This is a genomic window from Pseudomonas sp. PDM21, assembly GCF_014852505.2.
Lineage (GTDB): Bacteria > Pseudomonadota > Gammaproteobacteria > Pseudomonadales > Pseudomonadaceae > Pseudomonas.
In genome coordinates this window covers 5,193,753-5,207,716 of record NZ_CM181223.1, presented here as the reverse complement: position 1 = coordinate 5,207,716, position 13,964 = coordinate 5,193,753, and the positions used below count along the sequence as shown (strand labels likewise).

At 58.4% G+C, this 13,964-nt stretch carries 12 protein-coding genes; 6 read left to right on the top strand and 6 right to left on the bottom strand.

Annotated features, from left to right (window positions below):
* Positions 1-200: 200 nt before the first annotated feature.
* Positions 201-1,088, bottom strand: a complete 888-nt coding sequence (locus IB275_RS24065; protein WP_192291617.1) for a LysR family transcriptional regulator — start codon at positions 1,086-1,088, stop codon at positions 201-203.
* Positions 1,089-1,184: 96 nt separating this feature from the next.
* Between IB275_RS24065 and IB275_RS24060 the strand changes: the two genes are divergently transcribed.
* The 5 genes from IB275_RS24060 to IB275_RS24040 all read left to right on the top strand — a co-directional run bounded on the left by IB275_RS24060 (position 1,185) and on the right by IB275_RS24040 (position 5,469).
* Positions 1,185-1,685 carry a lactoylglutathione lyase family protein gene (locus IB275_RS24060; RefSeq protein WP_138216959.1) on the top strand — a complete coding sequence of 167 codons (501 nt, stop codon included), beginning with the start codon at positions 1,185-1,187 and terminating at the stop codon, positions 1,683-1,685.
* Positions 1,682-2,653, top strand: coding sequence for a zinc-binding dehydrogenase (locus tag IB275_RS24055; protein ID WP_192291615.1), 972 nt, complete (start codon positions 1,682-1,684; stop codon positions 2,651-2,653). The genes IB275_RS24060 and IB275_RS24055 overlap by 4 nt, the downstream gene beginning before the upstream one ends.
* An 11-nt stretch (positions 2,654-2,664) precedes the next feature.
* Positions 2,665-3,762 (top strand): NADH:flavin oxidoreductase/NADH oxidase, encoded by a 1,098-nt coding sequence (locus IB275_RS24050; protein ID WP_192291613.1) that lies wholly within the window; start codon positions 2,665-2,667, stop codon positions 3,760-3,762.
* Between the two features lie 24 nt (positions 3,763-3,786).
* Complete coding sequence (locus IB275_RS24045; RefSeq protein WP_225607667.1) at positions 3,787-4,809, top strand: YncE family protein; 1,023 nt, start codon at positions 3,787-3,789, stop codon at positions 4,807-4,809.
* 147 nt (positions 4,810-4,956) lie between these two features.
* Positions 4,957-5,469: an SRPBCC family protein gene (locus IB275_RS24040; protein WP_192292536.1), complete on the top strand. Its 513-nt coding sequence runs from the start codon at positions 4,957-4,959 to the stop codon at positions 5,467-5,469.
* Positions 5,470-6,153: 684 nt separating this feature from the next.
* Here the strand turns inward: IB275_RS24040 and IB275_RS24035 are convergent.
* The gene (locus IB275_RS24035; RefSeq protein WP_192291609.1) at positions 6,154-9,903 is read right to left on the bottom strand and encodes a hypothetical protein; all 3,750 of its coding nucleotides are present in this window, start codon (positions 9,901-9,903) and stop codon (positions 6,154-6,156) included.
* Positions 9,904-10,344: 441 nt separating this feature from the next.
* Here IB275_RS24035 and IB275_RS24030 point away from each other — a divergent pair, with 441 nt between their 5' ends.
* Complete coding sequence (locus IB275_RS24030; RefSeq protein WP_192291607.1) at positions 10,345-10,812, top strand: hypothetical protein; 468 nt, start codon at positions 10,345-10,347, stop codon at positions 10,810-10,812.
* Positions 10,813-10,861: 49 nt separating this feature from the next.
* Here IB275_RS24030 and IB275_RS24025 read toward each other — a convergent pair whose 3' ends face one another.
* The 4 genes from IB275_RS24025 to IB275_RS24010 form a co-directional block, all read right to left on the bottom strand.
* Complete coding sequence (locus IB275_RS24025) at positions 10,862-11,038, bottom strand: hypothetical protein (RefSeq protein ID WP_192291605.1); 177 nt, start codon at positions 11,036-11,038, stop codon at positions 10,862-10,864.
* 167 nt (positions 11,039-11,205) lie between these two features.
* Complete coding sequence (locus tag IB275_RS24020) at positions 11,206-11,499, bottom strand: hypothetical protein (RefSeq protein ID WP_192291603.1); 294 nt, start codon at positions 11,497-11,499, stop codon at positions 11,206-11,208.
* Positions 11,499-13,043, bottom strand: coding sequence for a DUF3631 domain-containing protein (locus tag IB275_RS24015; protein ID WP_192291602.1), 1,545 nt, complete (start codon positions 13,041-13,043; stop codon positions 11,499-11,501). The genes IB275_RS24020 and IB275_RS24015 overlap by 1 nt, the downstream gene beginning before the upstream one ends.
* Positions 13,040-13,963: a toprim domain-containing protein gene (locus IB275_RS24010; RefSeq protein ID WP_225607668.1), complete on the bottom strand. Its 924-nt coding sequence runs from the start codon at positions 13,961-13,963 to the stop codon at positions 13,040-13,042. Before IB275_RS24010 ends, IB275_RS24015 begins: the two co-directional genes overlap by 4 nt.
* Position 13,964 lies beyond the last annotated feature (1 nt).

The following is a 13,964-nucleotide window of genomic DNA, read 5'->3' as shown; positions in this document are numbered from 1 at the left end:
CGCCGTAGTGCCCACGACCATGTGGGTCGAGTTCATCCAGCCTCTAAATGCATGTGGAATTGGGTGATTGCTGCTTCTGACCGCTTGCGGCCAACGGTGATGGGCAGCTGCCGACCAATAGCAGACATAGACGGCAAAGCTTCCACGCCTCGTTTGCGGTTCCAGCCGATAATTAATGCGATTGAGAGGTGCTAACTGCTTCAACTCGGCCGAGTAAGCGAGGAAATATGAAGAGTGAGTCTTTCGATCGATTTAGCTGCCCGCCGTGAGAGGGGCCACTCCGCTCGATGGATCAGCCAGAGTTTGTCCACCACCGGGGCGCCACATTCCATTACGGCGATCTCGTCCTGCCGGACGAATGCCTGTCGGGCGTAGCGCGGCAAGACGGTGAAGCCGAGGCCGCGGGCGACCGGCTCGAGGATCAGCCCGATCTGGTTGCTGAAGCCGTGCAGCGGCAGATTACGGAGCCCAGGGTTGCCGGGGAAACGGCGGCTCAGCAGGCGGCCAGCCATGGCCTGGCCGTCGGGGTGGTCGATGAAACCCAAGCGCTCCAGGCTTTGCCAGTCGTGCACCTCGATTCCCGCCGGCACCACCAGTTCCAGCGGTTCCTCGGCAAATAGCCTCGCGCTCAGGCGCGGGTCGTCAGGCTTGAAGCTGAGCAGGCCCAGTTCATAGTGGTTTTCCAGCACAGCGCTCAGCACCTCGCTGTCAGGTGCGAAACGGTGGCGTACGACCAGCCCAGGCGTGGCCTTCTGCATCTCCAGTAGCAGCGGATAGAGGAACAGGCCGATGCTGCCGGGGCTGATCAGAGCGATTTCTCCGTGTTCGGCATCGGCGCCTTCCAGCTCTTGGCGCAGGCGGCGATCCGCCTGGTTCACCTCGGCGCAGTAACGCAGCAGTGCCTGACCGGCAGGCGTCAATTCCAGCAGGCGCGGCCGGCGGATCAACAAAGGGCCGAGTTGTTCTTCCAGATGGCGGATGTGCTGGCTGACGGCGGCCTGGGTGAGGTCTAGGCGGTCGGCGCTGCGCGTGAAGCTGCCGACCTCAGCCAGAGTGGAAAAAGTGCGCAGCCACTGGGGATTAAGCATAACGATCTCTTATTGGTTCAATAACATCTGCGTTGTTTTCATTATAGCGGTTCGTCCCTAGGCTGGTGATACATCCGTATCATCGAGGCCTGAGCCATGAGCGCCACCTATCCCCGCAGCTTTTCCCACATCGGCCTGGCCGTCACCGACCTGGACGCCGCCGTTGAGTTTTACACCCAAGTCCTGGGTTGGTACTTGATCATGCCGCCCACCACCATCAGCGAAGACGACTCTGCCATTGGCGTGATGTGCACCGATGTGTTCGGCGCTGGCTGGGGCTCGTTCCGCATCGCCCACCTGTCCACTGGTGACCGCGTTGGCGTGGAGATATTTCAGTTTCCCAATGCCGAGCGTCCGCAGAACAACTTCGAGTACTGGAAGACCGGCGTCTTCCATTTCTGCGTGCAGGATCCGGACGTCGAGGGCTTGGCCGCCCGCATCGTCGCCGCCGGCGGCAAGCAGCGAATGCCGGTGCGTGAGTACTTCCCCGGCGAGAAGCCCTTCCGCATGGTTTACATGGAAGACCCCTTCGGCAACATCCTGGAGATATACAGCCACAGCTACGAGCTGACCTATTCGGCTGGTGCCTACCAATGAGTTCATCCCGGGCCTGGACTTGGCAAGGCGGTGCGCAGGCGCAGCAGTTGCAGTTGCAAAGCCGCGCGTTGCCCGTTCCTGCGCCGGGTGAAGTGCTGGTGCGCAACGCTGCCATCGGCCTGAACCCCGTGGATTGGAAGGTTCTAGGCGGTGAGCTGGTGGATTGGCAGCCGGGGAAAATCCCCGGCGTTGATGGCGCTGGCACCGTAATAGCGGTCGGTCAGGGTATCGATGAAGACTGGCTGGGGCGGCGCGTGGCCTATCACCAGGATCTGAACAAGCCGGGTAGTTTTGCCGAGCACACGCCCGTTGCCGCGCGAGTGCTGATGTGTCTGCCGGATGCGCTGGATTTCGCCCGTGCCGCCGGCTTTCCTTGCCCGGCACTGACCGCCTGGCAGGCCCTCGACAAGCTGCCGCTGCACGAAGATGACCTTCTGCTAATCAGCGGGGCCGGCGGCGCCGTCGGCCAGTACCTGGTGCAGTTCGCCAGCGAACGCTGTGTGCAGGTCAGCGTCATGTGCCATTCGCGACACTGGCAGCGGCTGCAGCGGTTGGGCGCCGCCCAGGTGCTACCCGGCCCGCTGGCCGATGACGAAGTCTGGGCCGCCGGTGAGCGATTCCATGCCTTGATCGACTGCATCGGCAGCGACCATGCGCAGCGATTGGCGCCAGCTCTGCGCGCCAATGGCCATCTGCTGTGCATCCAGGGGCGCGTCAGCGATTGGCCTAACCCGCCATTCGGTCGCGCGCTATCGATGCATGAGGTGGCCCTGGGAGCACTACACCGGCACGGCGACGACGTCGACTGGGCGCGCCTGGTAGCCGCCGGTGAGCGATTGCTGCTGGCCGCCTCCGAGGGACAACTGCAAACCGAACCGCTGGTCATCGGCGAATTCGAATCGTTGCCCGAGCGCCTTGCAGACCTGCGGCAGCGCAGTTTCTCCGGCAAACCTGTCATTCTTTTCTGAGCGAGAAGTCCATGTCCGCCCTGTTCTCTCCGTTCCGCCTCAAAGACGTCGAACTGCGCAACCGCATCGCCGTACCGCCCATGTGCCAATACATGGCCCGCAACGGTTTCACCAATGACTGGCACCCAGCCCACTACGCCGGTATAGCCCGCGGCGGCGCCGGACTGGTTATTGTCGAGGCGACCGCGGTGTCGCCCGAAGGACGCATCACACCAGCCTGCACCGGCCTGTGGAATGATCAGCAGGCCGAGGGCATGGCGCAGATCGCCGCCTCGATCAAGGCCGCTGGCGCAGTGCCGGGCATCCAGATTGCCCACGCGGGACGAAAAGCCAGCGCACACCGACCTTGGGAAGGCGACGATCACATCGCCGAAGGCGACCCCAGCGGCTGGCAGACTATCGCACCGTCTGCTTTGGCCTTCGGCGCTAATCTGCCGAAAGTGCCGCGCACCATGACCAGGGAAGACATCGAGCGCGTCCAGCGCGATTTCGTTGCCGCTGCAAGGCGGGCCCGTGACGCAGGCTTCGAATGGCTGGAGTTGCATTTCGCCCACGGTTACCTGGCGCAAAGCTTCTTCAGCGTCCACGCCAACCAGCGCAATGACGAATACGGCGGGGACTTCGCTGGACGCAGCCGCTTCCTCTTGGAAACCCTGCGTGCGGTACGCAAGGTCTGGCCCGAATACCTGCCGCTGACCGCACGGTTCGGAGTCATCGAGTTCGACGGCCGTGACGAGCAGACCCTCGCCGAATCCATCGAGCTGACCCGCCTGATGCGCGATGAAGGTCTAGACCTGCTCAATGTCAGCGTCGGCTTCTCCATCCCGCAGACCGACATCCCTTGGGGGCCGGCCTTCCTCGCCCCGATTGCCGAGCGCGTGCGCCGTGAAGCGCGGCTTCCCGTAGCATCGTCCTGGGGCATCGAGCGGCCGGCGGATGCCGAGCGCGTCGTCGCTCAAGAGCAGATGGACTTGGTAATGGTGGGGCGCATGCACCTGGCAGATCCGCATTGGCCGTTGCGTGCGGCGCAGGCGTTGGAGATCGAGCGGTCAACGTGGGTGTTACCGGCGCCATACGCACACTGGCTGGAACGCTACCAGAGCCGCTGAAATACACCCCAGGAGATGCGCTCGATGAAGCTGAGTGAACTACTGCTGTCGGCTCTGCTGGTGGTGCTACCTGTCGCCGCCATGGCAGCGGAAACGCCTAAGCAGTTGCTGCTGATTGCCTCCAAGACCGACCACCAGCTCCAGCTCCGTGATCCACTCAACTTCGAGCTGATCGCGCAGGTTGCGCTAGGGCCTGACCCGCACGAAGTGGAAGTCACGACTGATGGGCGTGTGGCCTACGTTTCCAATCCGGGGTACGGGGCCTTCCACGAAATCGATGTGATCGACCTGGCTCATGCCGTCGCCCAGACGCCGATCAGCACCTTGCCGCTGATCGGCCCGCATGGACTGGCCTACGTGGGCGGAAAGCTCTGGTTCACCGCTCAGGGCTCAAAGGCCGTGGGGCGCTTCGATCCGGCGCAGGGACGCGTGGACTGGGTCATGGGCACAGGACAAGACACGACGCACATGCTGTACGTGAGTCAGGACGCTAAGCATATGTACGCCACCAACGTCGGTTCCGGTACGGTCAGCCTGCTCGAGCAGCGCATGGTAGCCCCGGCCATGCCGCCAACAGGAGTCCTACCGCCAGCGGCAAAGCCGCGGCTGGACTGGGTGCAGACCTTGGTGTCGGTGGGCAAGGGCGCCGAAGGATTCGACGTCTCTCCCGATGGTCGGGAGCTTTGGACTGTTACGCCCGGCGGCATCTTGTCTATCGTCGATGTGCAGGCGGAAAGGCTAACGTCACAGATTTCTACCGGGCTGGACGGCGCCCATCGATTGAAGTTCACACCCGATGGCAAGCAGGTATTGGTGGTCAGTGTGAAAACCGGCGCGCTGGTGTTCTATGACAGAGCCACTCGCAAGCCGCTCAAGCGTCTGCAAATCGGGCGCGGCGCCGGAATCTTCATCGATGCAGCGACAGGACGCGCGTTCATTTCCTGTACGCCCGACAGCGTGGTTTCGGTGATTGATCTGGCAAGTCAAGAAGAGGTAGGACGCATCCCTGTCGGACGCCCTGACGGTGTCGGGATAGCCCGGCGTTGAAACCCGGCTGATTCGCAGCGGGTATTAGTAATGACTATGCCTGGTGTTAGAAGTGATCATTGGTGCTAATGGCTGTGTGTCGTCATCCTTTTGCCATGAGCTACCCATACCCGGCGGTTCAATCCTCACAGGAGCAAAAGCGTGACCATGAATTCGATCCATTGGCCGGAAGGATTCGTCCCCGGCTTCACCGAAAATTTCGCCTCCAACGAGGTGATAGTCACCGGCCTCAGCGCTCAGGACATCTGGCCGCTGCTCAGCGTACCGTCGCGCTGGCCTAGCTATTACGCCAACTCCGCCAATGTGCGCTTCTACGACGACAAGGGCCCCGAACTGGCGGATGGTGTGCGCTTCTACTTCGAGACCTTCGGCTTCCCTGTCGAGGCGCAGTGCAACGAGTACGTCCCGCCGGCGAACGGCCGGCCAGGGCGGGTTGCCTGGCACGGCTGGGCGGGAGAAGGCGAGACGCGCCTGGACGTTCATCATGCCTGGCTGGTGGAAGACCTCGAAGGCGGTCGCGTGCGCATCCTCACCCAAGAAACACAGAAGGGTAAGCCGGCTGAGGAACTGCACCGGACTAAGCCCAACCCTATGATCAACGGTCACCAGGATTGGCTGGATGGCCTTGTCATAGCCGCTAGCAACGAACAGAGCAGTTAAGTCGGTTGAAAGGGCAAAGGTGAGATAAGGAGCTTGGTCAGACGGGCGGACATCTGGTTCAGTGCCCGCTTCTGGCCGGTTGCGGCCATAGGATAAGAGATCGAGGGCAGTTGCGGGATTCACGGCCAAGGTTGGTGTATCGCTCGCCTGGAGGCCCCGTTACTACGGTATTTCAGGCGTGGGACAAAACAACAACCAACCGCCGATTTTTGGTCATACATAGTGTGTGTGCGGGGCTCGAATTACCCTCATAGGGGGGTGCCCCCGGGAGGACCCAAAGCCCATAGGCAGGCCCCATCGACGGGTGCGTCGGGCCTCGGCGACTGCCTTCACGGCCTCGTCGCGCAGCCTCGCCTCAGCCTCGCGCTGGGCGATCTGATGGAAGTCGAAGGTCTTGCGATAGGTGGGCTTCGAGACGAAGGCCAGGACCATCGCCAGGCCGCCCTTGCCCTTGGCTGTACGCTCGGCGATGCCGATGGGTTGACGATCAGTGCCATGCATCACGAAGTAGCGGCGGTAGTTGCCCTTCGGTGCCGTTCGGAACGCTTCGTCTGCCGCTCCTAGTGAGGCCGGCAAGTGGCGGGCTCACCGTCCAAATCTGGCTGACGAGCTTGCGCCCTACATCGTGGTAAACGGGGCTCGAATTACCTCAGTAACTTCGGATTCATCAAGGCCCCGGCACACTCATCTCCTCATTTTGTCCCTTTCTGCGCGGAGATCTTCATCATTGGCTTGGCGTAACCAGTTATCAGCGATGCGAGCCAGCATTGCTGATGCCATGGGAAAACGTGCGGCATGCGCGGACCATTCAAAATATTGATTCGCCAATGCTCTTTCTTGGGACCCACCCTCAAATATAGCCTTTGAATAAGCCCCACGCTTGTTGAAACACTCCAACTCGAAGCCCTTTTCTATCTCTGCTGCACGTACTCGCTCTATCACTTGACAAGTAGTTAGAAGAGGCCACTTACCGTCCTCGCCTAATGGGGAGTGAGCCAATACTTGGCCAATATACTGATCTGCAATGTCGCCCAGATCTTTAGTTGCAGCCTCTTTCCTTACAGCCTCTATCCAGTTTGCAAGGAATTCGTATTCCCAAAAGAAGGAAATCTCAGTGACTGCTTTCTTAAATGAGGCAAGCAAGCTATAGGAAACCCGAGCTCTTGACTTCTCTTGATCGGTCAAACTGGGTTTAGGGGCAGAACTCTTCCCCCTAAAGACACTAGCTAGTGTTCCAACATAAAATGCTGGCTCGCTAGCCAGATAATTGTACAAGAGGAGGTTTCTTTTGCTGCTTTCTAGAATATGAAGATAGGAAAATTCTCGCCTCGCAATATCCTCCTGAGGAAGACCATTGCGGCCCTCTAGCTCCTTAAACACGCCATCCAAGTAATAGGCGAGCATGGTATGGCTTTCGGAGACGGCTCCGTTATTAATCAAATCGATGCCGTCATCCAGTAATCTGAGGATTACCTCTGTTGGAACTTCTGAAATTCGATCGCGAGCCATGCATAAGGCGTCAATACCTCTACCTGAATGGTGAAGCCTCTCTATCGCGTATAACAGCGAATCAACTGGACCATTCTGAGGCAAAAAACTTATATGCTTCCAGTATGCAGACTGCGTATCATTGTCCAGATTTTTTATTAAATTCCACGTCGAGTTATCCAGGGGCCATCCCAAAACAAGCCCCGCCCGGTCATCGGCCGAGGCGATTTTTGGAAACACTTTTCCAAAAATCAACTTCGGCCAAGCTACTGGATCTCGCCTCATTCCAATTGCAGATGCATACCTAACCAGGTCTCTTGTTGATTGAACTGCCTTTGACTCATTAATCAATAAAAATAACTCGTCATTAGTGATATCTATATTGGGCAAAGTTTGAGCTATTAAGTGAGGTAGCTTGGACTTTTCTGTTAGTTCTATAATTCCAGCCACACCATCCCTTTGCAGAACTCGATTGAGAGCCTCCTTGCGCGCCGAAGCGTAATCCTCCATTGAATCGGCTGAATACCTTCCGATATGAGGAAGCCATTCATCAAATAGCTGCTTTTCTTCTTCCAATGGGTCTGTCGGACGAAAACGCTCTATTATTTGAGAGATCTCCGTGCGCTCAGCCTCGCTTATTGCCCAATCGCTATCGGCAAAAAAAGCATTTCTATTAAGCTCTGCTCGCAATGAATTCCAAATAAAATTCCGCTCTGTCTCCGCGCTTTTTGACAGTTGCTCCTCAATAAAAGAAATGAATATTTTTCGATCGTCAGGGCGGAATACTGAGAAGCGGCGCACCAATTCGGTCACACGTTGAGCTTGGCCGTTCGCTAAGTCCATCGCGAGTGAAATTGATGCGTGCTGCGCATCCCACACTACACCGAATGTCAGAGTCTCTGGATTCTTGGGAGCAACATCTCTCAATTTTGGTTTTTGAGTCTGGGAACCACTGTCGTGGCTTGCCGGAAGTAGCTTCAGCACCAAATCCCATCCAAGCTCTGGATTTCTTTCGACTATTTCATTTAAACATGCGGTTCTTTGATGCAGGGTTGCATAGGTGTTTGGAGCCCAGCTTAATAGTATCTCTCTTAAGCTGTTTATGGGGCGATTTGTTATTCTTGAGTTTGGTGTTGGGTCAAATTCTGCTAATCGAGCAATCAAAAGCGTTGCTCGCTTAAAATACGCAGGGTCCCAGGCTATTGTTTCTAGCGCCCATAGAATTCTAATGTGAGGACTAGGCGTGGAAAACAGGATGTCGTCCTGTTGAGCAAAAAGGCGAACGGCTTCGTCACGTTCGCCCTCGAGAATAGACTCGAGGGCCTGCAAAAAAGGGTTTGGAGCTGCTTCTGCTAGAACTGCAGTTTGCTCTGCAAGACCGACTATTATTCGATGGCTTTTCCCCCACTCCGGAAGTGAAGATATTAAGTCATCAACATATTGCTGGGCTGTGCTTGACACCATTTGAAGCCCGCCAACAGTGCTCATTGTTGCAATTACGAGCAAGGTTAGCGAAAGTCCTTCACGGAGCCACTCACTATAGTCGGCAGGTGATTTGTAAGTCAGACTAAACTTTTCGTCTCGGCTAGGCGGATCAACAACGTGACTAAAGACACGGACGAATACAGATTTCAATTTAGCGAGATCGCTCTCTCCTATCAAATGGCCGTAGAAGCTAAATGCATCTACTGGTGCCCTGACCTGCCAGCTGTCTGCTATCCGATCAAATGGCGGGTCGGACAGAATCGTGGTGGGTAGTAGGTGGCGCTCCAAGTCAGCGTAGGAGTTGAGTCCAGACAGTTCGCACAGGGCACTTTTATCTAGCTCCTGTCTATCTGACCAGCCACCGGCCAGCAGGCCGGCTTTCAATTCGCCCGCCATCCTCACCCACTCAGGACTGCTAATAGGTTGGTTGGGTATTAGCCGTTCTAAAATAGTTAGACTGCGACCACACCTATGTGCAAGCTCATACGCCGAGTCTCGCTCAAAACCCATTTCGGTGAATCCATCTACCATGCCGTTCGCAGAGGATCGCTTCAGCGCCCACTTTCCTCTTGCTTGGGCGCCCGTAACTGCAGACAGCGTAGCTGCATTCCTTGCGAGGAAGCCCGACATCCTCTCCCCCTCCCCCATAGTTATAAATATGAGGTTTTCATGCTCACATAGGAATCTTGCAGCCGGCTCGCTTTCGATGATTAGGACTCTAGCCTCAATGGTCTTCCTTATTTCCTCATTTGCAGTGCGAATTGCTGCTGCGGCGAAAGCTATAACCTCAATTGAAGACTCTGCGCCAAGCTCTATCCATTGTGGCGGGCCCAAAAGCTTTTGTATGAGCTCGCTGGCAATTTCCTGGCGATCGCCAATGACAACTTTTTCGTTTAGTGCCGGCTTGAATCTTGAGCTATATATTTCCCAAAACTCGTCGACACTTAAAGCGCCTGATTGAGGTGCGGACTTAAGCACTCGCCTGGCATATAGAGCAGCAACCGCAGGGTGCTTATCCAGCCAATGCACTAATTCGATGGCATCTATATATCTAACTTCTTTCCATTTTTTCTGTTCGTTCTTCTCCGCCTCCCAATCAGGAATCTTTTTCTGAGGAGTGTCCCATTTTTCTAGATTAACCAATACAAAGGTGGTATCAGCCATCTCTTCAGGAGGGGTTTGATTTGTTCGTTTTTCATAGTCAGCGTTCGCTTTCGCGACACCTGCGCCAGAGCCAAACTCCCATTTTGATTTCCCAGCAGGGACGAACTCATGCGCCTCATTTGTTTCCAGCGTGCCGTCCCAGCCCCGGACTTGAGAAGCGTCGCCACCTGGAAATCGGAATCGGCTGGCATCTGAGATGGAGGCGCGAATTAGGTCGGCGACCATGTCAGGAAGGTAGGCGCTTGCGTCCAATCGCTTCGCCCAATTGGCGAGATCTCGCTCATCAATCCATTGCATCTCATCAGCTCCTTTCAGAAGGGGGGTTGCTTCCCTGTGCCGGCCGGGCCAGTCCCGCGTACATTCCCTCACGGGAACTTCGTTTGTAAAGATCGGCGTCCAAGGATCCAATGGACTGACGATGTACAGGGCAGTGTTTTAGGCGATAGCTCTGGAGGCCGCACCGGGTGTGGCTTTCACCAGCTATCTTCGCTGGATCGACCTGTACATCGATTTTTCAATGCTCAACGTGTACATCAACTGAAAATCCCTGCAGCCCTTGCCAGATGCATCTTTCAGGCGTTTTTTAATTGACCTGTGGTGGAGCATCCGAAAAATCGAAAATTTCTGCCTTACCGCGCAGCTCGACGCCTCCCCGCGGTAGGGGGGGAGTGGCTCAGGGCCCCCGCCAATATCGAGCCTGCTCTATGATGCGTCGAACCGTTTCCACAGGGATGATGTATGGCCGCCAAGAACATTGAGAGATTCAACGAAATTACAGGGCAAGTATTTGCTCTTTTGTACGAGTCCTTCCCCTTGCCGATGGCACTTCGACCGAAGATGCTCGGCATCGAGGAACATGAAGGGGGAGAGTACAGCCCTGAGCTGGGGGAGGTTTTAGGTGTAGAGCCACAGTCAGCGGATGAGGTGCTCTTCAAGCACAGCATCACCTGGCTAATACAGGCGGGGTACATCGCATCGAAGACACCAGACTACGACAGACACTTCTTCGCTGAGGCGCGGCTCACCGCGAAGGGGTTAGAGGTGCTCAATGCAATACCTGAGAACCTCACCAAGCGCGAGCCGCTGGGAGAGCAATTGGCGGCAGCGTCGAAAAGTGGCGCTAAAGAACTGATGCGCTCCATTACAACGGAAGTGCTCGGCGCTGGGGTGCGTTTGGGGCTTAAGGCGGTCGGGATGGACGGCTGACCCTATCAAGGAAGCCGAGGTGCCACTGGACACCTCGACCGCCAGACGATCAGCACATGCCCTTTACCAAATTATCCAGAGCGATCTCGTCAGAGGCGTCCACCGCCTCCGTACGGGTCAGGGTCTCGCGGTCCTGAGTGCCGAACAATGGGAGCTTCGTCAAGTGCGCGCCCCAGCCGCCGTTGACCCGATCCGCTGCAATCAGGTGAGCACCGATGCCGGCCATGTCTTGGCTGCAGCGTTCCGCTCCTCTGCGTACTTGCTCCACAGCGCTTCCGACAGCAGCCCTGGCCACCTGTTTGCGCTGCCTGGAGGGCTTTAGGAGTTGCAGCTTTCATGTGACCTCCATTGCTCAATGTGAGCGCCAGCCCTGCGGCCAGCGCAGGGTTGGTATTACTCAGTGATCTCGGCGCCTGGCCATCGCCAGCGCGCTTCGATCAATGCCTCTTCGAAGGTCAGGGGCGGCGTGATCATCGTACAGAGCGGCTTGCCGTCCAACGTGATCGCCCAGTGCATGCGGCGCGTTTTGCCATCCATCGAGCCCAGTTCGGCGAGCAGTTCGAGGCGGTGCCGGCGGACGTACTGGCGGACCTCTTCGGTGAGCCGGCTACCAGGTGAAATGCTGACCTTGTTGCCGCTGATGCGGGCGGCGAAACCGCGTTCGGTGAGGAAGTCGAGAGCTGACATCAGAACTCCTCCCTGTCGGTTTCATCGTGGGAAGTCGCCTCTGCCTCTCCTGCTCCTTTCCGTGGAGGGGGCGTTTTATCCGTGACAACGTGACAGCCCGCGTGGTTACTGGGCTGTAGCGGTTTTTCATCCGTGACAACGACACCCTCCGTCGCGGAAGGAAAATCGCTGGAAGCCTTGTGGGAGTAGGCGTGTCGCGTTGTCGCGGATAGAGAGGGGGTGTCAGCAGAAAGGTAGCGGCTGAAGGCGTCGCGGAAGTCGCCCTTGTCGTACCCCTTCTTGTTGATCGAGCCGACCCGAATGTCCTTCGACTTGATACCGAAGTCGGCCAGCCTCGCAGACAGCTGACGGGCTGACATTGCCTTTCCACGGTTCCATGTCGCCCACGGTGCTTCGTCATCCGCGACCAGTTGTTCCAGCAGATCAGCACTGAACATCTTGGAAGCGCTGCGGGCTTCGAACGCCGCCTTCACATCAGCCAGCAGCTCGACGCCGACACTGGGTGCGTCACCCTCCAGACCATGCAACGCAATTGCGGCAGTGCGTGCCGACTTCGGCCAATGCGCGCCGGCTTGATCCGCGATCGCCAGCAGCGGTTCCCAGGAGTCGTTGGCGCGATCGTTCAGGCCTTCGATGGGCTTTGGACGTGCCTTGCCGATCGCCTCGGAGTTGTCCTGTGCGAAGCGCGCCATCCGCGAGCGCAGTTGCTCCCATAGGGCTGGGTCAGAGTGGCGCAGGTTCTCCACGCTCTCGCCGGGAGTGCGACGGCGCAGGCGCAGGGGCACGCTCCGATCAGCCAGCGTGTCGGCAATGCGGCCGATGCCACACAGAGCCTTCGCGCCCCACACGCTGAACGGTGTAGGTATATGGTCGTCACCTACGCAACGGATGACCACTGCGCTATCCCGAGTGAAGCCAGCATTGAGGATGCCGCGGGCGTCTTCGTGTGCCGCGAGGAAGGCGTCCACCTCGTCGATCAGCAGCGTCGGCGACCACAGTTCGATGGAGCGGAACAGCGCTGCCGGCCCGATGTTCGACACCTGCAGCGGGCGGTTGACCAGCTTGCCCAAGGCAGTGAGCAGGACCGACTTACCGCAGCGCTTCTCCGGAGCCGTGATGTTGGCGATGGGGGCGATCTGCACTACATCGACCAACCAGGTGAAGGTGGCCCACAGCGCTGCGGCTCGGAGCGTTTCCTTCTCTGCAATGACATGCCGGGCAAGCGCCTGGGTGACGTCATCCAGCAACTCGGCGCCATCCACCGGCTTCGACCAGGGCTCCACGTCCGCAAAGATGCTGTGCCCCGCAGCAGCTCCCGCTTCCGATTCGGCCGAGACGGTCAGGCGATCGAACTCCGCCATGCTCAGCATCTTGGTCTCCTTCACCTGGATGCGCAGGCGGGCGAATGCTGCCGGGTCCTTGCTGCGCATCGAACGCAGCTCCTCGAGCACCGCAGGTGCGTACAAGGCGCCAGCGTCCTCGGACAGGTTGTGGATGGCCTCCTGGATCGGGCTCTTGGCCTTCAGGGTGATGGGGCTACTCATGCGCCAGCCCTCCATACGTGCAGATCGTTGAAGTCGGTGAGCGATGGCGGCGCATCGTCTGGCCACTCAGGGAACGTCACCAGTGCGCCGGCAGCGAGTGCTGCAGCGGTGGCCGCAGTTCGCCCCGGATTGCCCGGGGTGTTGCGGTCGTCGTCCCCAGCAATCACCAACTGCACCTGGTCGCCGTAGCGGGCCGTGAGCGCCAGCGCCACGGGCATCAGGTTGCCGGCGTTCATCGCGCAGGCGACGGCCATGCCGGAGCTCTCGTGAATCGTTGCGCCAGTGGCCCAGCCCTCGCAGATGTACAGCAGCTTGCCGGGCGTGATCTGGCCGAGCGGCGAGTAGCAGCCGGTGACACGGCCACCGAAGAGGAAGCGCTTGCGGCCGGTGGTGCTGATGCGCTGCAGGTTGACCAACTCGCCGGAGTGGTAGAGCGGCACGAGCAGTTCGCCGGCTCGTTGCCGCAGCGCGTAGGAGCGGATGTGCTTTCTGGCCAAGTAGGCGTGAGCGGGATCTGCGCGGCGGGCATTACTCCACCAACGCTGGGCAAGTTCTGCTGCATCCTGCTGGCGTTGTTGCTGTTCGGCTTGCCGTTGCGCGCGGGCCTGCTCGATCCGCTGCCGGCTTTCCTCAAGCTCAGTGGCGGACAGTTCGCCGGCGCTGCTCCAGTGATGTACCTGGGCGCTCTTCCATGTACCGAAGGCGCCAGCGGCTACCCCATCCACGAACAGCACGTACCAGCCATTGCGGCTGCCGACACGATCACCCGGCACGTGGAAGCGGTGGATGCTCCCATCCCCCTCAGGCAGCCAATCCAACTGCCCGAAGATGCCCTGCAGGGCCTCGCGGAAAGCGTGTTCCACTTTCTGCAGGCAAGCCGATCCCGTCAGCGCTTCGCGGCGCTGTTGAAAAGTCGTCATG

Coding starts and splice junctions, on each gene's coding strand:
- IB275_RS24065 (WP_192291617.1), bottom strand. CDS start 1,088: ATGCTTAATCCCCAGTGGCTGCGCACTTTTTCCACTCTGGCTGAGGTC.
- IB275_RS24060 (WP_138216959.1), top strand. CDS start 1,185: ATGAGCGCCACCTATCCCCGCAGCTTTTCCCACATCGGCCTGGCCGTC.
- IB275_RS24055 (WP_192291615.1), top strand. CDS start 1,682: ATGAGTTCATCCCGGGCCTGGACTTGGCAAGGCGGTGCGCAGGCGCAG.
- IB275_RS24050 (WP_192291613.1), top strand. CDS start 2,665: ATGTCCGCCCTGTTCTCTCCGTTCCGCCTCAAAGACGTCGAACTGCGC.
- IB275_RS24045 (WP_225607667.1), top strand. CDS start 3,787: ATGAAGCTGAGTGAACTACTGCTGTCGGCTCTGCTGGTGGTGCTACCT.
- IB275_RS24040 (WP_192292536.1), top strand. CDS start 4,957: ATGAATTCGATCCATTGGCCGGAAGGATTCGTCCCCGGCTTCACCGAA.
- IB275_RS24035 (WP_192291609.1), bottom strand. CDS start 9,903: ATGCAATGGATTGATGAGCGAGATCTCGCCAATTGGGCGAAGCGATTG.
- IB275_RS24030 (WP_192291607.1), top strand. CDS start 10,345: ATGGCCGCCAAGAACATTGAGAGATTCAACGAAATTACAGGGCAAGTA.
- IB275_RS24025 (WP_192291605.1), bottom strand. CDS start 11,038: ATGGCCGGCATCGGTGCTCACCTGATTGCAGCGGATCGGGTCAACGGC.
- IB275_RS24020 (WP_192291603.1), bottom strand. CDS start 11,499: ATGTCAGCTCTCGACTTCCTCACCGAACGCGGTTTCGCCGCCCGCATC.
- IB275_RS24015 (WP_192291602.1), bottom strand. CDS start 13,043: ATGAGTAGCCCCATCACCCTGAAGGCCAAGAGCCCGATCCAGGAGGCC.
- IB275_RS24010 (WP_225607668.1), bottom strand. CDS start 13,963: ATGACGACTTTTCAACAGCGCCGCGAAGCGCTGACGGGATCGGCTTGC.